This window comes from Streptomyces sp. NPDC052064, from assembly GCF_055585925.1.
Genome location: NZ_JBVJJE010000006.1, coordinates 445,836 through 467,100, shown reverse-complemented (window position 1 = coordinate 467,100; position 21,265 = coordinate 445,836). Strand labels below are relative to the sequence as shown.

The following is a 21,265-nucleotide window of genomic DNA, read 5'->3' as shown; positions in this document are numbered from 1 at the left end:
CTCCCCACGGTCACGACTCGGGCCGCTTGACGCTCTCCAGGAGCATGTCCAGCCACTCCGCCACCTTGTCGCGGTGCTGGTCGGTGGGCAGCTGCGCGGCCCGCCAGGCGATGCCGCGCACGCCGTGGTCCTGCAACAGCCGCTCCAGCGGGTCGTGGGCCGCCGCGGCCGCCTCCCGCTCGCGGTCGGCGAGCTTCTGGAGCAGCTCCTGCTCGGTGTGCTGGAGGGCGCTCACCAGTGCCTCGGGGTCCTCGGCTGTGAGGAAACCGGCATGCACCCGGAAGAACCGCTGGAGGGCGTCGCAGTGCTCCATGGTCGGTCGCCGGTCGCCGTTGATGAGGGCGCCGGCCTGCTGCCGCGACATGCCCGCGCCGTCGGCGATCTCCTGCTGGGTGTACTTGCGGCCGTTGGGCTTGAGCCGGGTCCGGCGCAGCAGGTCCAGGCGCTGGAGGAACCGGGCCTGCACATCGGGCTCGCCCGCCGGCCGGCCGCCGAGCAGAGCCTTGACCACGGGCTCCGGGACGCCGGAGGCGACGGACAGCCGGCCGATGTCGAAGACCTCGGCGTGCGGCACGCCGAGCCGGTCGGCGAGCGCGGTGACACGGGAGATGACGGCCCCCAGCACGGCCGTCGGCGTGGCGCCCGGACCTTCGACGAAGCCACCCGTCACCGACAGATCTCCTACGTCTCTCACAGGCTTCTCACAAGTGGATGCCGTGACTTACCCCCGGCGTGAACTTCCCGGAGCGTAGCCGGTGGTTCGAACTCACATCCAGGTCTCGCCACAACTGTGGCCAATTTCAGCCGTCAACAGGCACGAAATGCCACGATAGTTGACACGCCTCAACTCGGGGCAGCAGGATCAGGGCGCCGCGTCAAGGCCGCACAGGCAAGAGGGGTGACCTCCCGATGGCATATCAGGCAGGAGGGCAGCGGCCGGTACCGCGGCCCGTCCCCGGGACTTCCGATGTCCAGGCCTACCTGGAGGACTACACCGGGCTCCTGGAGGCCGTCTCCTTCCCCTCGCTCGTCGTCGACCACTGCTGGGACGTGGTGCTGACCAACAGCGCCTTCCGGTCACTTTTCGGTGGCGTCGGTCCGCATCCGACGGCCATGCCGGGCGACAACTTCCTCAGGTTCGTGCTGTTCCACCCCGACGCTCCCACGGTGCTCGGCGAGCACGAGGCGAGCTGGTGCCTGCCGATGCTCGCGCACTTCGCGCGGACCGTGGAGAGCCACGGCCCCGACCACGGGCTCCAGGCCATCCGCCGCGACATCGCCCAGGACCCGATCATGGAGGCGGCCTACCGGCACGGCCTGCCGCACTGGATCCGCTCGGTCGGCGAGAGCGCCGTCGAGCAGGACGGTGCCGTACGGCCGCTGTTGCACCCGGATCCGCGCTGGGGTGCCACCGACTGCCGGATCGTCGTCGAGACGTCCAGGGCGCTCGAGGAACTGGGCTGCACCCGGCTCACCTTCGTGCTGCGCGACGCCCGCCGCACCCCGTCCCGGGATCGGCGGACGCGCCGTACCGCCTCCCACCTGAGGGTCGTCCCGGCGGTCGGCTGAGCCCTGCCGGGTCCCCGCGTCACCAGCGTTCGCCCCATTCCCTCACGGTGTGGTGTGTGACATAGTACTGGCGTGAGCGAGCCGCTGACCTGCGATGTCGTGGTGGTCGGAGCCGGAGTGGTGGGCGCCGCCTGCGCCCTGTACGCGGCCCGCGCGGGCCTGGACACCGTCGTGGTGGACCGGGGCCCGGTGGCCGGCGGCACCACCGGCGCGGGGGAGGGCAACCTCCTCGTCTCCGACAAGGAACCCGGACCCGAGCTCGACCTGGCACTGCTGTCCGCCCGGCTGTGGGCCGAACTGGCCGAGGAGGGACTGGGGAAGGCGGTCGAGTACGAGGCCAAGGGCGGGGTCGTCGTGGCCGGCACCGACGAAGCGCTGGCCGGGCTGGCGAGACTCGCCGCCGGGCAGCGCGCGGCCGGGGTCGAGGCGGTCCCGGTGCCGTCCGACCGGCTCCCCGACCTGGAGCCGTATCTGGCCCCCGGTCTCGCGGGCGGCGTGCACTACCCGCAGGACGCCCAGGTGATGCCCGCCCTGGCGGCGGCACACCTGCTGCGCGCCTCGAACGCCCGGCTGCTCACCGGCCGTGAGATGACCGGGGTGCTGCGCGGCTCCGACGGTGCGGTGCGCGGCCTGCGTACCGACCGGGGCGACATCCACGCCCCGGCGGTCGTCAACGCGTCCGGCACCTGGGGCGGCGAGGTGGCGGCCCGCGCCGGGGTGTCGCTGCCGGTGCTGCCCCGGCGTGGTTTCGTCCTGGTCACCGAGCCGCTGCCGCCCCGTATCCGGCACAAGGTGTACGCCGCCGACTACGTGGCCGACGTCGCCAGCGACTCGGCGGCCCTGCAGACCTCCCCGGTCGTCGAGGGCACCCCCGCCGGGCCGGTCCTCATCGGCGCCAGCCGCGAACGGGTCGGCTTCGACCGGTCGTTGTCGCTCCCGGCGCTGCGGGCGCTGGCGGCGGGCGCGACGCGGCTCTTCCCGTTCCTCGCCGGAGTCCGGGCCATGCGGACGTACGCGGGCTTCCGGCCGTATCTGCCGGACCATCTGCCCGCGATCGGCCCCGACCCCCGGGCGCCCGGTCTCCTGCACGCCTGCGGGCACGAGGGCGCGGGCATCGGTCTCGCCACCGGCACCGGGCAGCTGATCGCCCAGGCGCTGACCGGGCGGACGCCCGATCTGGACCTCGTCCCGTTCCGGCCGGACCGCTTTCCCGAGGAGGCCGAGTGAATCCACTGGAGTTGGCGGGGGCCAGGCCCGGCCCCGCCTTCACGGTCACGTTCGACGGGCGGCCGGTCCCGGCGCTGCCCGGTCAGACGGTCGCCGCGGTGCTGTGGGCGGCGGGCGTCACCTCCTGGCGCACCACCCGGGGCGAGGGCCGTCCGCGCGGGGTGTTCTGCGGGATCGGCGTCTGCTTCGACTGCCTCGTGACCGTCAACGGCCGCCCCAACCGACGCGCTTGTCTGGTGCCGGTGCGGCCCGGTGACGTGATCGGCACGCAGGAGGGGACGGGTCATGCGGGGGCGGACGACGATGGGGCGGACGACGGAGGAGACGGTCATGCGGGCTGAACTCGTCGTCATCGGCGCCGGACCGGCCGGGCTGGCCGCGTCGCTTGCGGCGGCAGCGCGCGGCACGCGGGTCGTGCTCGTCGACGCGGCGACGGAGGCCGGCGGGCAGTTCTACCGGCAGCCCGCCGCCGGGCTCGGGGCCGGGCGGCCCGAGGCGCTGCACCATCAGTGGCGGACCTGGCAGCGGCTGCGGGACGGACTCGCCGCCAGTTCCGTACGCGTGCTGACGGATCACCATGTGTGGTGCGTCGAACGGGAGTCCGGTGGCTTCACCGTGCACGTGCTGCTCGGCCCGGAGCAGGAGGAACCCGCCGAGGTGCGCGCACATGCCGTGCTCCTGGCCACCGGCGGATACGAACACGTGTTGCCCTTCCCCGGCTGGACCATCCCGGGCGTCCTCACCGCCGGGGGCGCCCAGGCCATGCTCAAGGGCGGACTCGTGGTGCCGGGGCGCAGAGCCGTCGTGGCCGGGACCGGGCCGCTGCTGCTGCCCGTGGCGACCGGGCTCGCGGCAGCCGGCGTCGAGGTCGCCGCGCTCGTCGAGTCCACCGACCCCAGGCGCCTGGCCCGCCATGGCCGGGCCCTGGCCGGCAAACTCCCGGAGGGCGCCGGATACGCCGCCCGGCTGCTGCGTCACCGCGTGCCGGTCCTGGCCCGCCACACCGTCGTCCGCGCCCACGGCGACGACCGGCTGACCGGCGTCACCGTCGCCGCCCTCGACACCGCCGGACGCGTCCGGCCCGGCACCGAGCGGCAGTTGCCCTGCGACACCCTGGCCGTCGGCCACGGCATGCTCCCGCACACCGACCTGGCGGAGGGCCTCGGCTGCGGCCTGGACGGGCTCGCCGTCGCCGTCGACGCCGAGCAGCGCACGGACGTACCCGGTGTGTGGGCGGCCGGGGAGTCCACCGGTATCGGCGGCGCGGCCCTCGCCCTCGCCGAGGGGCACATCGCCGGATGCTCCGCCGCCGCACACCTGCGCGGCACGGCCCCCGCCCCGGCCCCCGCCGCCCTCAAGGCCCGTACGAAGCTCAGGAGTTCCGCGGCCGCCCTCGACTCGGCCTACGCACCGCCCGCGCACTGGCCCGAGCAGGTCACCGACGACACCCTGGTCTGCCGCTGCGAGGGGGTCACCGCCGGTGCCGTGCGTGACTCCCTGGACCTCGGAGCGGGCGACGTACGCACCGTGAAGCTGCTGACCCGGGCCGGAATGGGCTGGTGCCAGGGCCGGATGTGCCAGGCCGCCGTCGCGGGTCTGGCCGGCTGCCCGCCCGCTCCGTCCAGAAGGCCCCTCGCCCGTCCCGTACCGCTCGGCGTCCTCGCACGGCAACACACCCAGGAGGAACAGTCATGACCGACCACCGCCCCTGGCACGGCGTCCTCGTCGCCACCGCGCTCCCGCTGAACGACGACCTCTCCGTGAACTACGACAAGTACGCCGAGCACTGCGCCTGGCTGGTCGAGAACGGCTGCGACGGCGTCGTCCCGAACGGCTCCCTCGGCGAGTACCAGGTGCTCACCCCCGAGGAGCGCGCCCGGGTCGTCGAGACGGCCGTCGCCGCGATCGGCGGGCAGCGCGTCATGCCAGGCGTCGCCGCGTACGGGTCCGCCGAGTCCCGGCGCTGGGCCGAGCAGGCGGGCGAGGCGGGCTGCCGGGCGGTGATGCTGCTGCCGCCGAACGCCTACCGCGCCGACGAGCGCTCCGTCCTCGCCCACTACGCCGAGGTCGCGAAGACGGGCCTGCCGGTCGTCGCGTACAACAACCCCATCGACACCAAGGTCGACCTCGTGCCCGAACTGCTCGCCCGGCTGCACGGCGAGGGGTACATCCGGGGAGTGAAGGAGTTCTCCGGAGACGTCCGCCGGGCCTACCGCATCGCCGAACTCGCCCCCGAACTCGACCTGCTGATCGGCGCGGACGACGTCCTGCTGGAGCTGGCCGTCGCGGGCGCCAAGGGCTGGGTGGCGGGCTACCCGAACGCACTGCCGCAGGCCTCGGTCGAGCTGTACCACGCGGCCGTCGACGGCGACCTCGACACCGCGCGGTCCCTGTACCGGCAGCTGCATCCGCTGCTGCGCTGGGACTCGCGGGTGGAGTTCGTCCAGGCCATCAAACTGTCCATGGACCTCGTCGGCCGCCACGGCGGCCCCTGCCGCCCGCCGCGCATGCCGCTGCTGTCCGAGCAGGAGGCCGCCGTCCGGGCCGCCACCGAGAAGGCCGTAGCGGCCGGATTGTCGTAGATCATGCGCAGCAAACTCGTCCTGCACGCCGTCGACTCGCACACCGAGGGCATGCCGACCCGGGTGATCACCGGCGGCATCGGCACCATCCCCGGCGCCACCATGAACGAGCGGCGGCTGTACTTCCGCGAACACCGCGACGACATCAAGCAGTTGCTGATGAACGAGCCGCGTGGTCACTCCGCCATGAGCGGCGCTCTCCTCCAGCCGCCGACCCGGCCCGACTGCGACTGGGGCGTCGTCTACATCGAGGTCTCCGGCTATCTGCCGATGTGCGGGCACGGCACGATCGGCGTGGCGACCGTGCTCGTCGAGACCGGCATGGTCGAGGTCGTCGAGCCCGTCACCACCATCCGGCTCGACACCCCGGCGGGCCCGGTGGTCGCCGAGGTGGCGGTGGCGGACGGCGCCGCCAGGTCGGTCACCCTCCGGAACGTGCCCTCCTTCGCCGTCGACCTCGACCGCAAGGCGACCCTCGCCGACGGCCGGACGGTGACGTACGACCTCGCCTTCGGCGGCAACTTCTACGCCATCCTGCCGCTGGAGCGGTTCGGCCTGCCCTTCGACCGGTCCCGCAAGGACGACATCCTCCGGGCCGGCCTGTCCCTCATGGCCGCCGTCAACGCCGAGGACCCGCCCGTCCACCCGGAGGACCCGTCCATCCACGGCCTCCACCACGTCTACCTGGCCGCCCCCGGCTCGACCGCCCGCCACTCCCGGCACGCCATGGCCATCCACCCCGGCTGGTTCGACCGCTCGCCCTGCGGCACGGGCACCAGCGCCCGCATGGCACAGTTGCACGCGCGCGGCGAACTCCCACTGCACACCGAGTTCGTGAACGAGTCCTTCATCGGCACCCGGTTCACCGGCAGACTGCTCGGCACCACCGAGGTGGCCGGCCGCCCGGCCGTGCTGCCCAGCTTCTCCGGACGCGCCTGGATCACCGGCACCGCCCAGTACCTGCTGGACCCCGAGGACCCGTTCCCGGCGGGGTTCGTCCTGTAAGCCGCGCCCGATCCGAGCACGAGAGGAACCACGACCGTCATGGCCCCGCAGCACACTCCCGCCCTGCCCGTGCTGGGCAGCAGGAAACCCAGCCACCGGGAGCGGGTCGCGGACGCGCTGCGGGCCGCCTTGATCGCCGGCGAGCTGCTCCCCGGGGAGGTCTACTCGGCCCCCGGCCTCGCCGCCCGCTTCGGTGTCTCCGCCACCCCCGTGCGCGAGGCCATGCTCGACCTCGCCAAGGAGGGCCTCGTCGACACCGTGCCCAACAAGGGGTTCCGGGTCACGGCCGTCTCCGAGAAGCAACTGGACGAGTACACCCACATCCGGGCGCTGATCGAGATCCCCACCACGGCGGGCCTCGCGGCCACGGCAGACCCGGTGGCGCTGGAGGCTCTCCGCCCGGTCGCACAGGAGATAGTCACCTCCGCCGCGGCCGGCGACCTCATCGCCTACGTCGAGGCGGACCTGCGCTTCCATCTCGGCCTGCTGGACCTCGCGGGCAACGACCATCTCGTCGACGTGGTACGGGACCTCAGACGCCGCTCCCGGCTGTACGGCCTGACCGCGCTCGCCGAACAGGGGCGGCTGGAGGCGTCGGCGGAGGAGCACCTGGAGATCCTCGACGCGCTGCTCGCCCGGGACGAGGAGGCCGTACGGGCGGTGATGACGCGGCACCTCGGGCACGTCCGGGGCCTGTGGGCAAGTGCGGACACCCCCTAGGGGCGCGGGCCGGTGAACAGCATGCGGCTCCGCCGTTTCTGAGCGATGAGCAGGCCGAGGCGTACGGGACGTTCGCCCGTCACCGGTGCCGCGCCTTGCCCAGCGCGTCGGTGAACCGGGCGAGGGCCTCCTCGGCCGTGGGGACGGGGCCGAACAACTGTTCCTGCCGACGGGGGTCGGCGACGTCAGGGGGCCCGTCTCCGCTGAGCACGGGCCTCACGTGGACTCTTCTTGCGGAAGAGCGCGGCTGCTGATCGCGTCGGCGATGGCGTAGGCGGTGCGGACGAAGGACTCCGCCTGCTCCGCGGACAGGTTCAGAGCGGAGGCCTCCTCCAGGGACTGCCACATCGCTGCGAGGGGCTCGCGCATGGCACGGCCCTTGTCGGTGAGGTGGACGACCATGACGCGCCGGTCGTGTTCGGCCGGCTCGCGGATGAGCAGGCCGGCCTCCTGCATGCGGCGCAGGGACTTGGAGACGGTGGAGTGGTCCAGGCCGACGCTTTCGAGAAGCTCGGACTGGGTCTGGCCGTCCCGGTCCAGGAGTTGCATCAGGAACAGTTCCTGTCCGGGATGCAGGTCCATCTCGCGGAGCATGGCGGCGGCGCGGGCGCGGTGAGCGCGGGCCAAGTGGAAGATCGCGTAGCTCACCTGCCCCCCGCTGGCGGTTGTGGGGATGTGGGGTGTGGGGGCGGGCATGGTTGGGTTCCTCAGACGGTGTAGGTGGGGTAGTCGGTGTAGCCGGCCGCTCCTCCGCCGTAGAAGGTCGCCGGGTCGGGGGTGTTCAGCGGCGCGTCAGAGCGTAGCCGCTCGACCAGGTCCGGGTTGGCGAGCGCGAGGGCGCCGACGGAGACGAGGTCGGCCGTGCCGTGGTCGATGTCCTTGGCCCGGGTGGCCAGGTCGGTGCCGGCCCGGTTGAGGATCAGCGTGGTCGGCCACAGCGCGCGCAGGGTGCCCAGCAGGTCCTCGTCGCCGGCGTGCATCACGTGGAGGTAGGCCAGGTCCAGGGGGCGCAGGGAGTCCAGGAGCGCCGGATACAGCTCGGCGGTGTCGGACTCGGCGATGTCGTTGTAGGGGTTGCCGGGGGAGATACGGATACCGGTGCGCTCGGCGCCGATCTCGTCGGCCACCGCGGCGGCGACCTCGACGGCGAAGCGGATGCGGCCCTCGATCGAGCCGCCGTAGCCATCGGTGCGCTGATTGGTGTTGTCGGACAGGAACTGGTGCACCAGGTAGCCGTTGGCGGCGTGGATCTCCACGCCGTCGGCGCCTGCCGCGACGGCAGCCGCTGCGGCGCGGCGGAAGTCGTCGACGGTAGTCGCGACCTCCTGCGTCGACAGTGCGCGGGGTGTCGGCATCTCCTGGGGCCCGGACGCGGTGAACATCGCACCCTCCGGCCGGATCGCCGAAGGGGCGACCGGCCGGCGCCCGTGGGGGGTGTTGTCGGGGTGGGCGATGCGTCCGGTGTGCATCAGCTGGATGACGATCCGGCCGTCGGCCGCGTGCACGGCGTCGGTGACCTTGCGCCACCCGGCGATCTGCTCGTCATTGTGGATGCCGGGGGTGAGGAGGTAGCCCTGGCCGTCGGTGGAGGGCTGGGTTCCCTCGGTGATGATGAGCGCGTGCGAGGCCCGCTGGGCGTAGTACTCGGCGTTCAGTTCGGTCGGTACGCCTTCAGGTGTGGAGCGGTCACGGGTCATGGGGGCCATGACCAGGCGGTGCGGGAGGGAGACGTCACCGACGGTGGTCGGTGTCCACAAGGAGTTCAGCATGGATGGTCCTTCGGTGCGGCGATGACCAGGTAGTCATCGGGGGGGAGGGGGGACAGTCGGTGTGCTGGATGAAGAGGCGGGCGTGATCAGTCGAGGGTGAGGACGAGCTTGCCCCGGACATGCCCGGCGTCGCTGACCTGCTGGGCCGTGGCGGCCTGGTCGAGTGGGTAGGCGGTGACGGTGGTGACGACCTTGCCGGTCACGGCATCCTGCGCCAGGGCGGCCAGGCGGGCGGCCGAGCGCACCTGGCCGCCGTTGGCGAAGGTGATGCCGAGCTGGTGCGCGCGGAAGTCGGCGATGGTGACGATGCGCTCGGTGCCGCCCCGCAGGGTGATGGAATCCTCGAGGGCTCCCTTCCCGGCCAGGTCGAACACCGCGTCCACGCCGTCGGGGGCGAGTGCCCGGACCCGCTCGACCAGGCCCTCGCCGTAAACGGTCGCGGTGGCGCCGAGCGAGGCGAGGTACTCCTGGTTGGCAGGGCCGGCGGTACCGATGACACGCGCTCCGCGGGCCGTGGCGAGCTGAACCGCCAGGGTTCCGACCGCTCCGGCAGCGCCGTGCATCAGCACGGTCTCCCCCGCGGCGACGCCCAGCAGGTTCAGGACCCGCTCGGCCGTCTCGCCCGCCACCGGCAGCGCGACCGCGTGCTGCCAGTCGAGGCCGGCGGGCTTGGGGGCCACGGTGGTGGCCAGCGCGTACTCGGCGTACGAGCCGGTGTCCGACCAGCCCAGCACCTCGTCACCCACCTGCACGTCCCGCACGCCCTCACCCAGGGCGTCCACCACGCCGGCGAGCTCGCCACCGGGGACGGAGGGGAACGGCGTGGGGAACACGGCCTCCAGTGCACCGGAGCGGATCTTGCCGTCCAGCGCGTTCAGCCCGGCCGCCTTGACGCGGACGCGGAGCTGCCCGGGGCCGGGCTGCGGGACTTCGATGTCCGCCTCCCGCAGCACTTCCGTGCCGCCGAAACGGTCGAACAGGATGGCTTTCATGACGGCTCCTCTCGCGCCACCGGCTATTTGGTGGCTGGCCACATAAACATAACAGTGAATCTGTGGCTAGCCAAGTATTTGGTTGTCCGGTCCACGAACTGCGCCGGCCGAGCCGGGCTGGATCACGCCGGCGATGTTGTAGAGACCTGCGGGTGGTCCCCGGATCGCCTCCCGCCGCCATGGCGTCGTCGCCGATGTGACTCACGGCGCGGAGCCGGAAGGGATGCCGTTGAGCCGGTGGTGCGCGCCGCGGCATCTGTCAGGGGCACGCCGGGCACGCCCAGCGGGAGGCGTACCCCGAGGCCGTCGAACAGGCCCACGCCGACTTCGCCCCGAGGCCGTCTCAGGACACGGCGGTTCCCTTCTTGGCGGCCTGGATCTGCTCGTACACACGCGTACGCAGCTCGGCGAAGCGCGGATCCACCCTCGTGTGCAACTGGTCGCGCTCGACGGGAAGATCGACCTTCAGCTGCTCCCGGACGACGGTGGGGGAGGCGGACAGCACGATCACCCGCTCCCCGAGGTAGACGGCTTCGTCGATGTCGTGGGTGACGAACAGGATCGTGATGCCGCGCTCCCGCCACAGCCCCCGCACCAGGTCCTCGAGATCGGCCCGGGTCTGCGCGTCCACCGCCGCGAACGGCTCGTCCATCAGCAGCACACGGGGCTCGTACGCCAGCGCACGGGCGATGGCGACCCGCTGCTGCATACCGCCGGACAGCTGCCAGGGATACGCCTCCACGGCATCCGCCAGCCCCACCGACTCCAGCGCGTCGCGGACGAGTTCCCGGCGTCGGGCTTTGCTCAAGTCCTTCTGCCTCAACGGAAGGTCGACGTTCTCGCCGACCCGCATCCAGGGGAAGAGGCTGCGCCCGTACTCCTGGAAGACGAACGCCATACCGGGCGGCGGGCCGCTCACCTTCCGCTCCTCCAGCAGCACTTCACCGCCGGTCGGTGTGAGCAGCCCTCCCACGCACTTCAGCAGCGTCGTCTTGCCACAGCCCGACGGTCCGACGAGACAGACGAGTTCTCCGGCGTCGACGGTGAAGGTGAGGTCGCGGACCGCCTCCACACGCCGCCCCGACCCCTCGTAGACCTTCTTCAGACCCCGTACGTCGAGCATGGACCGCCCTTTCAAGAGGTTCACGGCGACCGCCGGGCCGAGGCGCGCAGACCGTGGTACCAGCCGAGCGCCCGCCGCTCGACCCACCGGAAGACGACCGACAGCAGGAAGCCGAGCAGACCGAGCACGAGGATGCCGGTCCACATGTCCGGGATCGCGAAACCGCGCTGGAACTGGACGATGGTGAATCCCAGTCCGTTGCTCGCGGCGAACATCTCGCTGATCACCATGAGGATGATGCCGATGGACAGGGCCTGGCGCAGGCCCGCGAAGATCTGCGGGCTCGCCGACCGCAGAACCAGGTTCCTGAGCCGCGCCACACCCGTGATGCCGTACGAGCGCGCCGTCTCGGCCATCACGGGGTCCACCGCCCGCACGCCCTCGACGGTGTTGAGCAGGACGGGCCACACGCAGCCGCCCGCGATCACCGTGATCTTCATCGTGTCGCCGATCCCCGCGAACAGCATGATGACCGGCACCAGCACCGGCGGCGGCACCGCCCGCAGGAACTCCAGGACCGGCTCGCACACCGCCCGCACCCGCCGGTACGACCCGATGACCGTACCGAGCGCCACCCCCACGACCGCCGCCAGCGCGTAACCGCCCGTCAGCCGCAGCACGCTCGGCAGCACGTCGCTCCGCAAGCGCTCCGCCGTCCACACGTCCGGGAAGGCCTCCAGGATCGTCCGCAGGGGCGGCCAGTACACGTCCGTACTGCCTGCGGACGCCACCCACCAGACCGTGACCAGCAGGGCCGGGAGGGCGCCGGCGAACACCAGCCGCAGCAGCAGACTCCTCACACCGCCACCTCCCCGCGCACCGACTGGTGCCAGGCCAGCGCCCGCCGCTCCACCGCGCGTGCGCCGACGTTGATCAGCAGCCCCAGCAGCCCGGTCACCACGATCAGCGCGTACATCTCGGGTACGGCCTGCGAGGCCTGTGCCACCCCGATGCGCTTGCCCAGCCCCGGTGCCCCGATGACGAGTTCGGACGTGATGGCCAGGATCAGCGCGACCGCCGCCGCCAGCCGGACGCCGGTCATGACGTAGGGCAGCGCGGTGGGCCACAGCACATGCCGGATCCGCGCCCAGGTGCCGAGGCCGTACGACCGCGCCGTCTCGTCGGCGACGGGGTCGACGTCCTGGACGCCGTACAGAACCTGGATCAGGACCTGCCAGAACGACGCGTAGACGACGAGGAGGAGCACCGAGCGCAGTTCGGTGCCGTACAGCAGCACCGCCAGCGGGATCAGCGCGACCGACGGGATCGGGCGCAGGAACTCGATCGTCGAGGCCGTCACCTCACGCACATGCGGCACGACCGAGATCAGCACGCCCAGCACGATCCCCGCACAGGACGCGATCACCAGCCCCACGGCCCAGCCGGCGAGCGTGTCGCCGAGCGCCGTCCAGAAGGCCGAGTCGGCCGTCTCGTCCGCGAGCGCTTCGGCGATACGGCTGGTGGGCGGGAAGTAGGTCTCCTTGACCAGGCCGAGCCGCGGTGCCGCCTCACCCAGGGCGAGAAAGGCGGCGAGCCCGGCCGCACCGAGTGCGACGTTCACGCCCCTCATGCGTCTGTGCCCCTCACGGCAGCAGCTTGTCCAGATCCGGCGTCGACTTGAACAGGCCGTCGTCCTCGCCGAGCTTCATCAGCGCCTCGATGGAGGCGCGGTTCGGCTCCGCCGGCCACTTCGGCAGGGTCACCTTCTCCAGCACCGCCGCCGGGATCTTCGTGTACGTGGTGACGATCTGCCGGGCCTCGTCAGGATGGGCGTCGGCGTAGGCGAGGGACTCGGCGGTGGCCTTCCGGAACTTCTCGACCACCTCCGGGTTCTGCTGGGCGTACCGGGTCGAGGTGAAGTACAGGGCGACGGTGAGATCGGGTGCCACGTCCACCAGGTTCGAGGCGATCTCGCGGCCGCCCTGGCTCTTGACGGTGGCGAGGGCGGGCTCGACCACCTGGGCGGCGTCGATCTGCCCGCTGTCGAGGGCGGCCGGCATCTGGTCGAAGGCGAGCTCGACGAACTTGACCTTGTCCGGGTCGCCGCCCGCCTTGCGCACCGACGCGCGCACGGACGTCTCGTTGATGTTCTTCAGGGTGTTGATGGCGACCCGCTTGCCCTCCAGGTCCTTCGGGGACCTGATCGGACTGTCCTTGCCCACGGTGATCGCGCTGAAGTCCTTGCCCTCGACACCGGTCGAGGCGATCGCGTTCGCGACGGCCTTGATCGGCACGTTGTTGGACTGGGCGATCATCAGCGACGTCACGTTGGAGAACCCGAACTGGAACTGACCGCTGGCCACTCCCGGCACGATCGCCGCGCCGCCCTGCGCCGTGGTGAACTCCAGCTTCAGACCGTGTTTTTTGAAGAAGCCCTTCTCCTGCCCGAGATGGAGCGGTGCCACATCGACGATGGGAATGAGCCCGACCTCGACGGTGGTCACCCCGCCGGACGAGGCGCCCGCGTCCGAGGCGCCACCGCCGTCGGACGAGCCACAGGCCGCCGCGGTGAGCAGGGCGGACACGGCCGCGAGACGGGTGAAGAGACGACGACGCAAGACTCCTCCTGTGGGACCGGCTGTGGTTCTCCGACAGGTTGTGCGCAGACAGCACGCTTGTGCTCAGCGAGAACGTAGAGCCGGGCCCGCTCCATGGTCAATGCCCGTGCCATTACCGGTCGTTGACATTCCGAGACCCGTACTCCTAGCGTGCGCACAGCGCACGGTCGTACGTACCGCCGGAGGTTCAGGATGTCCGCTGAAGCCCGCGCACCGCACTTCGTCCGGTCCTTCGAGCGCGGCCTCGCCGTGATCCGCGCCTTCGAGGCCGAGCATCCCGCGCTGACCCTGAGCGAGGTCGCGCGTGCCTGCGAACTGACGCGCGCGGCGGCGCGCCGCTTCCTGCTCACCCTCGTCGACCTCGGCTACGTACACACCGACGGCCGCCGCTTCCGCCTCACCCCGCGGGTGCTGGAACTCGGCTACTCCTACCTCTCCAGCTACACGCTGCCCCAGATCGCGGAGCCCCATCTGGAGCAACTCGTCGCGCGGGTACGGGAATCGTCCTCGCTCTGTGTCCTCGACGGCGACGACATCGTGTACGTCGCCCGGGTCCCGACCCGCCGCATCATGACCGCGTCCATCACGGTCGGCACCCGGTTTCCGGCGTACGTGACGTCGGTGGGCAGGGTGATCCTCGCCCATCTGCCGGACGACGACGTCGAAGCCAGGCTCTCCCGGGCGGAGTTGAAGCCCCTCACCCCGCGCACGATCGCCACGCCTCAGGCCCTGCGGACGGAGCTGCGCCGCGTCCGCCGGCAGGGCTACGCCGTCGTCGACCAGGAGCTGGAGGAAGGGCTGAGGTCGGTCGCCGCCCCGGTGCGGGACCGGGACGGCGACGTGGTCGCGGCCGTCAACATCGCCGTGCACGCCGGGCGCAACTCCGTCGACTCCGTACGCCGCGACCTGTTGCCGCATCTGCTGGCGACCGTCGCCGGGATCGAGGCCGACCTGCGGATCACAAGTCCAGCACCAGCCGCCGCCCCCGGCACCGGGACACGCAGATCATCATCGTCTCGCCGCTCTCCCGCTCCGCCGGGGTGAGCACGGAGTCCCGGTGTTCCGGGGTGCCGTCCAGGACGTCGGTCTCACAGGTCCCGCAGGTGCCCTCGGTGCAGGAGTAGAGCACCTCGACCCCGGCGTCGCGCACGGCGTTCAGCACGGACACGTCCGGCGCCACCGTGAGCGTCCTGCCGCTCCGCGCCAGCTCCACCTCGAACTCGGTGTCGCCGCCGGTCTCCTGCTCCTTCGGCCGGAACCGCTCGACGCGCAGCACCGCGGACGGGCAGCGTTCCTCGACCGCGTCCAGCAGCGGCCCGGGACCGCAGCAGTAGACGAGCGTGCCCTCGGGTACGTCGTCCAGCACCGAGGGCAGGTCCAGCAGCCCCGTCTCGTCCTCGGGCGCGATCGTCACCCGGTCGCCGTACCGGGCGAGTTCCTCGCCGAACGCCATCGACCGGCGGGTGCGCCCGCCGTACAGCAGCGTCCACTCGGCGCCCGCCGCCTCCGCCTCCGCCAGCATCGGCAGGATCGGGGTGATGCCGATGCCGCCCGCGACGAAGCGGTAGCGGGGGGCGGGCTCCAGGCCGAAGTTGTTCCGGGGCCCGCGCACGCGGACCTTGTCGCCCTGCCCCACCTGCTCGTGCACATGGGCCGAACCACCCCGGCCGTCCGGCTCGCGCAGCACCGCGATCCGCCAGGCCGACCGGTCCGCCGGATCGCCGCACAGCGAGTACTGCCGCTCCAGCCCGGGACCGAGCACGACGTCGATGTGGGCGCCCGGCTCCCACACGGGGAGCGGCTCGCCCAGCGGGTGGCGCAGGGTGAGGGCGAGCACGCCGTCGGCGGCCGACTCACGCCGCTCGACGACGAGTTCGGCTTCGTACACACTCATGAGCTGTTCCCTCGCGGCTCGTCGACGTCATGCCCCTGCGGGTGGGCGAGCATCCACTCCCACATCTCCACCGGGTCCTGCGCGGTGTGCTCCCGGCCGCAGTGGCAGGTGCCGTGCAGGACGTCGGTGCCGGGCAGCCAGTCGATGCGGTAGATCTCGCCCGTCGGACCGGTCACTGGACCTTCTCCACCGGCTTCTCGCCCTCCTCGACCAGCCGCGCGAGGATACGGCGGGCGGCCAGACCACCGGTGTCGATGTTGATGCTCAGCTCCTGGTAGCCGGTGCGCTCGGTGCCGAGGGTCTTCTGCAGCAGGTTGAGGGCGGTGACGTCCTGCATCACCACCGTGTGGTTGTTGCCGCGCAGGAACTCGGTGACCTCGGCGTCGTCGGTCGCCCAGTCGCGGGAGACAGCCCAGAAGTCGTACACCTTGCCGTCGCCGGACGGGGTGATCGCGTACGTGATCTCGGTGTGGAAGCCGTTCGGGTCGCTGCCGTCCGCCTCGGGCAGTACACCGACCGGGGCGATGCGGCTGTGCAGCAGGTACAGGCAGGGCGCGTGGTACTCGATGTCCTGCCAGCGGGTGATCCGGCCCGCTATGCCGGTGGACTTGGCGTAGAAGGGCGGGCACTCGGCGTCGTCCATGTGGCGGCTGACCCGGACGATCCCGGCGCCCTCGTCGACCTCCGTCGTGATCGGCGTCTCGGCGACCTCGGGGGTGCCGATGTACCCGCCGTGCAGATACGTCTCGTGGGACAGGTCCAGGAGGTTGTCGACGAGGAGTCCGTAGTCGCAGTCGATGGGCTCCATGCCGCGCACGGTGACCCAGCCGGGGGAGTCGAGGTGCCTGGCCCGTGGGATGCCCTGCGGATCGGCGAGCGCCGGGTCACCGATCCACACCCAGATCAGCGAGTCCTGCTCGACGACCGGGTAGGAGGCGACCCGGGCCGTGCGCGGCACCCGTTTCTGCCCCGGCACGTACACGCACGTACCGGTCGTGTCGTACGTGAACCCGTGGTACCCGCAGACGATCCGGTCGCCGTCGAGGCGCGTCGGGGCCTCGGACAGCGGGTACCGGCGGTGCACACACCGGTCGTGCAGCACGACGGGCGTGCCCTCCTCCTCGGTCCGGTAGAGCACGAGCGTCTCACCGAGGATCGTCCGTCCGAGCAACTCCCGCCCGACTTCGTGACTGTAGGCGGCGACGTACCACTGGTTCCTGGCGAAGGCGGTCATGTGGGGCATGGGCACTGGCTCCCGTCTCTGGTCGTGCCGTCATCGTCGGGGCGGCCCTCCGGGCACCGCAACGGCCCTTCCGCCAGGCGGAAGCCGCCTTCGGCAGAAGCGGTTTCCGAATCAAAAAGTGAAATCGAAACGGAATTCTCCACTTTGTTCTCGCGGGGAATTGTCTTAGGCTGGACGCATGGAAAAGACAAGAACGAAGTTCTACGTAGTGAAACGCGGTGACAATCTCACCAAGATCGCGCGGATGCACCACGTGAGTCTGGATGAGATTCTGGAGTGGAACCCGCAGATCGAGGATCCGGACCTCATCCATCCCGGCGATCGGGTTCGCGTGGCCCCGCCCCGGGAAGCGGGCGGAGAGGGCGGTGAGTTCGAGAGCGAATGACCAGAACCGAAAGCCCGCCGGCCCGTAGCGCAGCCGAATGACAGGCCTGCGTAACGGGCCGCCGTGGTCGGCATGGCGCACCTGTGCGAAAACGCGGGTTGCCTATCTCGAAGCGCAACTCGAGTACGAAAGCGTCAGTCCCCGTCCGGAAGAGAGCACGACGCTTATCGAAGGAAGCGGGGGCATCTCGAAAGGGCCCCGCATCGCCGTCGACGAGAAATTCGGCTGCGGCGTCTGGTCGAATGTCCGCAGCGCGGAGGTTGTGCTGCTTCAGTTGGTGTCCGACGCCGAGGACGCCCGGCCACGCGTATTCAGCCCCGAACCGCGGTCATTGCCGGGTAGGGGATACCGGGTTTGTCTCGGATTTCCTCCCCTCCGTGTCCCGGGGCACCCGGTACACGGAGGGGAGAAGCGCTGGGCCGAGCAGGGCGCGGGCCTCGGCCGGGGCGAGCACGTCAAGGGGCGTTGTGCGGGCGGCGTGGCTTGCGGTCAGGCCGCGCAGGTCGGACCGGCTGGTGACGAGGACCGCGACCCGGGTGGTGCCGGGCAGTAGCGGCCGGATCTGCTCGGCACTGGCGGCGTCGTCGTCGGTTCCACCGGCTGCTCGGGCTGGCCTCGTGCGGGCGGGGCTGCCAGGGATACGGCCTTGAGGCGCTTGTCGGAGGCGCGGGCCGCCCAGGCGACGGCGAGGAGACTGAGGCCCAGCAGGGGGTATCCCATGGCGATCTTGGCGGCGCCGAGGGAGCCCACCGCGTAGGTCTCGTAGAAGTACTGCTGGACGACGAAGCGGGCGGTGAAGCCGGCGGCCAGGGGCGGGGTGGCGACGTCGTAGCAGAGGCGGGAACGCTTGTCATCGCGCCAGGCCGTGCCCCTGCCGGTGGTGGAGTTCCACAGGACACCGGCCAGCGGCCGGCGGGCCAGTACGGAGGCCAGGAACAACACGGCTCCGGCGAAGCTGGCCCAGGTGCGTTGAGGAAGAAGTCTCCCGTGACTCGGGGTGAGCCGTCCCGTTGGCTCACCCCGGCCTCGGCGGCGGGCGAGCGGTCGGCCGGGCGCACCCGTGCAGGTGGCGCGTGTCCTCCTGTCCTGACAGCGAGTGCGAGGAGTCGAGCGCCACGACGGAGGTCGGACTGCAGTGCGCGACGCGTCGTCCGGCGGGCGTGCCCGGCGGGCTGCTCGTATGTTGGAGTTGCAGCGGTCGCGCCTGTAGAGATCGGCAGGTCACGCGTGACGTCAGCGGAGATCGATTTCGAGGAGCTGTTCGACGCCGCACCGAATCCGTACCTGGTGCTGGACGCCGACCTGGTGGTCTGCCATGCCAACCGGGCCTACCTCCGGGTCGCCGGCAGGACGCGCGCAGAACTGGTCGGGCGGTACATCCTGGAGGCGTTCCCGGACACCCCCGGCGCGCCGGAGGCGGCGCGTGACTTCGGCGCCTCGCTCCAGCGCGTCCTGGACTCCCACGCGCCCGACGTGGTGGCGCCGCGGCGGTTCGACATTCCCGTCGACGGCAAGCCGGGCGAGGTGGAGGAGCGCTGGTGGTGCGGGATGTCCAGCCCCGTCCTGGGGACGGACGGCGACGTGAAATGGATCATCGCGCGGGCCGACGACGTCACCGAGTTGATGCATTCCCCGGTCATCCGGGAGATCACCCCGCCGCTGAGCAACCAGGCGACAGGGATCGCAGCCCAGGTGTACGCCCGGTCGCACGATCTGGAACAGCTGAACGAGCGGCTGCGCCAGGCGCATGCCCGTGAACGCGAGATCGCCGTCACCCTCCAGGAGGTCATGCTCCGCTCGCCCGACCTGGACAGGCACCGGGAGATCGCCGTGCGCTACCTGCCGGCCTACGGAACGCTCAACGTGTGCGGCGACTGGTACGACGTGGTCGATCTGCCGCCCGACCGCTACTCCATCGCCATCGGCGACGTCGTCGGCCACGGCCTGGAGGCCGCCGCCGTCATGGGCATGCTGCGCAGCGCCCTGAGCGCCGCCATCCGGGCCGTTCCCAGCCCCGCACAGGCCTTGGAGGTGCTGGGCCTGTACGCCAGGGCGGTCGACGGCGCGCTGGCCACCACCGTGGCCAAGGTGCTCATCGACCCGCGCAGCCGGCTGATCATCTACAGCAACGCCGGCCACCCACCGCCGATACTGCTCAGCCCGGACGGCAGCTGCCAACTGCTGGACCAGGCCACCGACCCGCCGCTGGGCGCCCGGCCGGAACACGTCCCCCGCCCCCAGGCCGGCCTGTCCTACGTCCGCGGGGACACCCTCGTGCTCTACACCGACGGCCTCATCGAACGCCGCGACGAGGACATCGACGTCGGCTTGGCCCGGCTGATCGACGCTCTGGCCCAGTACGGCACGCTCCCGGGGGAGGAGATCGCCGACAGGCTGCTGGCCCGGATGGGCGTCCCCGGCGGTGGTCAGGACGACGACATCGCCCTGGTCGTCGTCCGCCTGTGAGGCGGTTTCAACGGAAGCCGTTTCCGAATCAAAAAGTGAAATCGAAACGGGATTCTCGACTTTTCCGTGTCGGGTGATTCGCTTAGTGTGGACACATGGAAAAGACAGCAGAGTTCTACGTGGTGAAACGTGGCGACACGCTCAGTGAGATCGCGGTTATGCACCGCGTGACGCTGGACCAGATTCTGGAGTGGAACCCTCAGATCACGAATCCGGATCTCATTCACCCCGGACAGCGGATCCGTGTGGCTCCCCCGGAAGTGGAGGGTGAGTTCGAACGCTTTCCGGGGGCCGACTTCTTCCAGCCCTCCGTGAGCAGCCCGGTCATCGAGGCTATGGGCTACCGCCTCATCGACGAGGACTGCGGGGTGTACGCCGACGGGCCCGACTCGCAGTGGAGCGAAGCGGACCGGAAGTCGTACGCGAATTGGCAGCGGAAACTCGGATTCAGGGGCCGGGACGCTGACGGCATACCGGGTCGGAAGTCGTGGGATAGGCTGCACGTACCCGCCGTCTACGAGTGACCGGAACCGCTCCGGGCCAGCCATCGCGGACCGCTTGGCGCGCACGGGCGAAAACCCGGATCGCCTATCTCGAAGCCCAGCTGGAACGCGAACGTGTCAAGCCGTGCTCCGAAGACCGCAAGACGCTCGTCGAGGGAATGCGGGGCCATCTGAAAAAGGCCGGAGCGGCTGCCGACGAGGATTTCGGATGGCGGCGTGCCTGGTCCGGATCGGCCGCGCGTGAGGGCGTCTGGTCGAACATACGCAGCGCGGAGGTGACGCTCCTGCAACTGGTCTCCGACGAGGAAGCCGCCGGCCGTGCCAGCGAGGTTATGGCGCTGGTCAAGGATCACCTCGACAAGGACGACCCACGACGGGTCCGCCTCGCCCGGCGGCTCCGTTCCATCATCTCCGGCGAGATGTCACCGAGCGACCGGGACCTCATGGTCCGGGCGCTCGACGCCGCCTACAACGCGCTCGACGACGAACTCGCCCGGGTACGCAGCCTGCGCAACATCCTGTGGACCGCGACGTTCCTCGTCCTGCTCGGGGTCGCCGGCCTCGCCGTCTACGGCTGGTTCTTCCCCAAGTCGCTGAGCATGTGCTTCACGCCCAAGGTCGACCCCGGGAACGCGGGCAGGATCGATGTCGTGTGCCCCACCGCGGAGCATCCCAATGTGTCGGCGAGAACCCCTGCCAGCGAACTGGCCCAGCCAAGGGACATCCTCACCGTCGAGATCGCCGGACTCGCCGGCGCGGCACTCACCGTCATCGCCTCACTGCGCCACATCCGGGGCACCGACGCTCCCTACATGCTGCCCCTGGCATCGGCGGTGCTGAAGTTTCCCACCGGCGCCCTGTCCGCCTTCCTCGGACTGCTGCTGATCCGGGGCGCCTTCGTCCCCGGGCTCAGCGACCTCGACAGCAGGGCGCAGGTCCTCGGCTGGGCCGCGGCCTTCGGTGCCGCCCAGCACCTCGTGACCCGACTGGTCGACGACCGCGCCCAGATGACGCTGTCGGAGGTGGGCAGGACGACCGACGCCGTGGTCGACCCCGAGAGAGCCGCCGTCCGGGAGCACAACGTGCTGGGAGAGGCCGGCGCGCCCGGACCGCCGACCGCCTTCCAGGACGGCGCGGGACCACACGAAGGGCCACAGGAGGGAACCCGCGACGGAGAGCGCGCGGACGAAGGAGCGGACGGGTCTCGCCCGCGAGCCGGGCCCTGACCG

25 protein-coding genes are annotated in these 21,265 nt (G+C 71.1%); 12 read left to right on the top strand and 13 right to left on the bottom strand.

Annotated features, from left to right (window positions below):
- Positions 1-10 precede the first annotated feature (10 nt).
- Positions 11-670, bottom strand: a complete 660-nt coding sequence (locus tag ACZ6TU_RS19255) for a helix-turn-helix domain-containing protein (protein WP_467670471.1) — start codon at positions 668-670, stop codon at positions 11-13.
- A gap of 239 nt (positions 671-909) precedes the next feature.
- On the opposite strand from ACZ6TU_RS19255, the gene ACZ6TU_RS19250 reads away from it, so the two are divergent.
- The 7 genes from ACZ6TU_RS19250 to ACZ6TU_RS19220 all read left to right on the top strand — a co-directional run bounded on the left by ACZ6TU_RS19250 (position 910) and on the right by ACZ6TU_RS19220 (position 7,103).
- Positions 910-1,569, top strand: coding sequence for an MmyB family transcriptional regulator (locus ACZ6TU_RS19250; RefSeq protein ID WP_469549768.1), 660 nt, complete (start codon positions 910-912; stop codon positions 1,567-1,569).
- Positions 1,570-1,641: 72 nt separating this feature from the next.
- On the top strand, positions 1,642-2,796 hold the full coding sequence (locus ACZ6TU_RS19245) for an NAD(P)/FAD-dependent oxidoreductase (protein ID WP_469549765.1): 1,155 nt from the start codon (positions 1,642-1,644) through the stop codon (positions 2,794-2,796).
- Complete coding sequence (locus tag ACZ6TU_RS19240; RefSeq protein ID WP_467670476.1) at positions 2,793-3,137, top strand: (2Fe-2S)-binding protein; 345 nt, start codon at positions 2,793-2,795, stop codon at positions 3,135-3,137. The genes ACZ6TU_RS19245 and ACZ6TU_RS19240 overlap by 4 nt, the downstream gene beginning before the upstream one ends.
- Positions 3,127-4,491 (top strand): FAD-dependent oxidoreductase, encoded by a 1,365-nt coding sequence (locus tag ACZ6TU_RS19235; RefSeq protein WP_469549762.1) that lies wholly within the window; start codon positions 3,127-3,129, stop codon positions 4,489-4,491. Before ACZ6TU_RS19240 ends, ACZ6TU_RS19235 begins: the two co-directional genes overlap by 11 nt.
- Entirely contained in the window at positions 4,488-5,378 is an 891-nt protein-coding gene (locus ACZ6TU_RS19230; RefSeq protein ID WP_467670480.1) for a dihydrodipicolinate synthase family protein, read from the top strand. Before ACZ6TU_RS19235 ends, ACZ6TU_RS19230 begins: the two co-directional genes overlap by 4 nt.
- A 3-nt stretch (positions 5,379-5,381) precedes the next feature.
- Complete coding sequence (locus ACZ6TU_RS19225; protein WP_467670482.1) at positions 5,382-6,383, top strand: proline racemase family protein; 1,002 nt, start codon at positions 5,382-5,384, stop codon at positions 6,381-6,383.
- 39 nt (positions 6,384-6,422) lie between these two features.
- Positions 6,423-7,103 (top strand): GntR family transcriptional regulator, encoded by a 681-nt coding sequence (locus tag ACZ6TU_RS19220; RefSeq protein ID WP_467670484.1) that lies wholly within the window; start codon positions 6,423-6,425, stop codon positions 7,101-7,103.
- 79 nt (positions 7,104-7,182) lie between these two features.
- Here the strand turns inward: ACZ6TU_RS19220 and ACZ6TU_RS19215 are convergent, their stop codons facing one another.
- The 8 genes from ACZ6TU_RS19215 to ACZ6TU_RS19180 form a co-directional block, all read right to left on the bottom strand.
- Complete coding sequence (locus ACZ6TU_RS19215) at positions 7,183-7,323, bottom strand: hypothetical protein (RefSeq protein WP_469549756.1); 141 nt, start codon at positions 7,321-7,323, stop codon at positions 7,183-7,185.
- Complete coding sequence (locus tag ACZ6TU_RS19210; protein ID WP_467670488.1) at positions 7,320-7,799, bottom strand: MarR family winged helix-turn-helix transcriptional regulator; 480 nt, start codon at positions 7,797-7,799, stop codon at positions 7,320-7,322. Before ACZ6TU_RS19210 ends, ACZ6TU_RS19215 begins: the two co-directional genes overlap by 4 nt.
- A gap of 11 nt (positions 7,800-7,810) precedes the next feature.
- A complete protein-coding gene (locus ACZ6TU_RS19205) occupies positions 7,811-8,872 on the bottom strand; it encodes an alkene reductase (protein WP_467670490.1) in 1,062 nt (353 codons plus the stop codon).
- An 86-nt stretch (positions 8,873-8,958) separates the two neighbouring features.
- Positions 8,959-9,864 (bottom strand): NADP-dependent oxidoreductase, encoded by a 906-nt coding sequence (locus ACZ6TU_RS19200; RefSeq protein ID WP_469549753.1) that lies wholly within the window; start codon positions 9,862-9,864, stop codon positions 8,959-8,961.
- Between the two features lie 343 nt (positions 9,865-10,207).
- Positions 10,208-10,987, bottom strand: coding sequence for an ABC transporter ATP-binding protein (locus ACZ6TU_RS19195; protein WP_467670494.1), 780 nt, complete (start codon positions 10,985-10,987; stop codon positions 10,208-10,210).
- A 20-nt stretch (positions 10,988-11,007) separates the two neighbouring features.
- Complete coding sequence (locus tag ACZ6TU_RS19190) at positions 11,008-11,787, bottom strand: ABC transporter permease (protein WP_469549749.1); 780 nt, start codon at positions 11,785-11,787, stop codon at positions 11,008-11,010.
- Positions 11,784-12,557 (bottom strand): ABC transporter permease, encoded by a 774-nt coding sequence (locus tag ACZ6TU_RS19185; RefSeq protein ID WP_469549746.1) that lies wholly within the window; start codon positions 12,555-12,557, stop codon positions 11,784-11,786. Before ACZ6TU_RS19185 ends, ACZ6TU_RS19190 begins: the two co-directional genes overlap by 4 nt.
- Before the next feature lie 13 nt (positions 12,558-12,570).
- The gene (locus ACZ6TU_RS19180; RefSeq protein ID WP_467670500.1) at positions 12,571-13,545 is read right to left on the bottom strand and encodes an ABC transporter substrate-binding protein; all 975 of its coding nucleotides are present in this window, start codon (positions 13,543-13,545) and stop codon (positions 12,571-12,573) included.
- A 192-nt stretch (positions 13,546-13,737) separates the two neighbouring features.
- Between ACZ6TU_RS19180 and ACZ6TU_RS19175 the strand changes: the two genes are divergently transcribed.
- On the top strand, positions 13,738-14,589 hold the full coding sequence (locus tag ACZ6TU_RS19175; RefSeq protein WP_469549743.1) for an IclR family transcriptional regulator domain-containing protein: 852 nt from the start codon (positions 13,738-13,740) through the stop codon (positions 14,587-14,589).
- Here the strand turns inward: ACZ6TU_RS19175 and ACZ6TU_RS19170 are convergent.
- Genes ACZ6TU_RS19170 through ACZ6TU_RS19160 form a run of 3 tightly spaced genes read right to left on the bottom strand, consistent with a single transcriptional unit; the run spans position 14,504 to position 16,682 of the window.
- Positions 14,504-15,439, bottom strand: coding sequence for a PDR/VanB family oxidoreductase (locus ACZ6TU_RS19170; protein WP_469549741.1), 936 nt, complete (start codon positions 15,437-15,439; stop codon positions 14,504-14,506). The genes ACZ6TU_RS19175 and ACZ6TU_RS19170 overlap by 86 nt on opposite strands.
- Positions 15,436-15,615, bottom strand: a complete 180-nt coding sequence (locus ACZ6TU_RS19165) for a hypothetical protein (RefSeq protein WP_467670506.1) — start codon at positions 15,613-15,615, stop codon at positions 15,436-15,438. The genes ACZ6TU_RS19170 and ACZ6TU_RS19165 overlap by 4 nt, the downstream gene beginning before the upstream one ends.
- On the bottom strand, positions 15,612-16,682 hold the full coding sequence (locus ACZ6TU_RS19160; RefSeq protein ID WP_469549739.1) for a Rieske 2Fe-2S domain-containing protein: 1,071 nt from the start codon (positions 16,680-16,682) through the stop codon (positions 15,612-15,614). Before ACZ6TU_RS19160 ends, ACZ6TU_RS19165 begins: the two co-directional genes overlap by 4 nt.
- Before the next feature lie 178 nt (positions 16,683-16,860).
- Between ACZ6TU_RS19160 and ACZ6TU_RS19155 the strand changes: the two genes are divergently transcribed.
- Positions 16,861-17,067, top strand: coding sequence for a LysM peptidoglycan-binding domain-containing protein (locus tag ACZ6TU_RS19155; protein ID WP_467670510.1), 207 nt, complete (start codon positions 16,861-16,863; stop codon positions 17,065-17,067).
- Between the two features lie 489 nt (positions 17,068-17,556).
- Here the strand turns inward: ACZ6TU_RS19155 and ACZ6TU_RS19150 are convergent, their stop codons facing one another.
- Positions 17,557-18,009 carry a DUF3159 domain-containing protein gene (locus ACZ6TU_RS19150; RefSeq protein ID WP_469549737.1) on the bottom strand — a complete coding sequence of 151 codons (453 nt, stop codon included), beginning with the start codon at positions 18,007-18,009 and terminating at the stop codon, positions 17,557-17,559.
- A 285-nt stretch (positions 18,010-18,294) separates the two neighbouring features.
- On the opposite strand from ACZ6TU_RS19150, the gene ACZ6TU_RS19145 reads away from it, so the two are divergent.
- The 3 genes from ACZ6TU_RS19145 to ACZ6TU_RS19135 all read left to right on the top strand — a co-directional run bounded on the left by ACZ6TU_RS19145 (position 18,295) and on the right by ACZ6TU_RS19135 (position 21,262).
- Positions 18,295-19,533: a PP2C family protein-serine/threonine phosphatase gene (locus ACZ6TU_RS19145; protein ID WP_469549734.1), complete on the top strand. Its 1,239-nt coding sequence runs from the start codon at positions 18,295-18,297 to the stop codon at positions 19,531-19,533.
- A gap of 95 nt (positions 19,534-19,628) precedes the next feature.
- Entirely contained in the window at positions 19,629-20,057 is a 429-nt protein-coding gene (locus tag ACZ6TU_RS19140; protein WP_469549731.1) for a peptidoglycan-binding protein, read from the top strand.
- Entirely contained in the window at positions 20,054-21,262 is a 1,209-nt protein-coding gene (locus ACZ6TU_RS19135) for a hypothetical protein (protein WP_467670518.1), read from the top strand. The genes ACZ6TU_RS19140 and ACZ6TU_RS19135 overlap by 4 nt, the downstream gene beginning before the upstream one ends.
- The last annotated feature ends 3 nt before the right edge of the window (positions 21,263-21,265 follow it).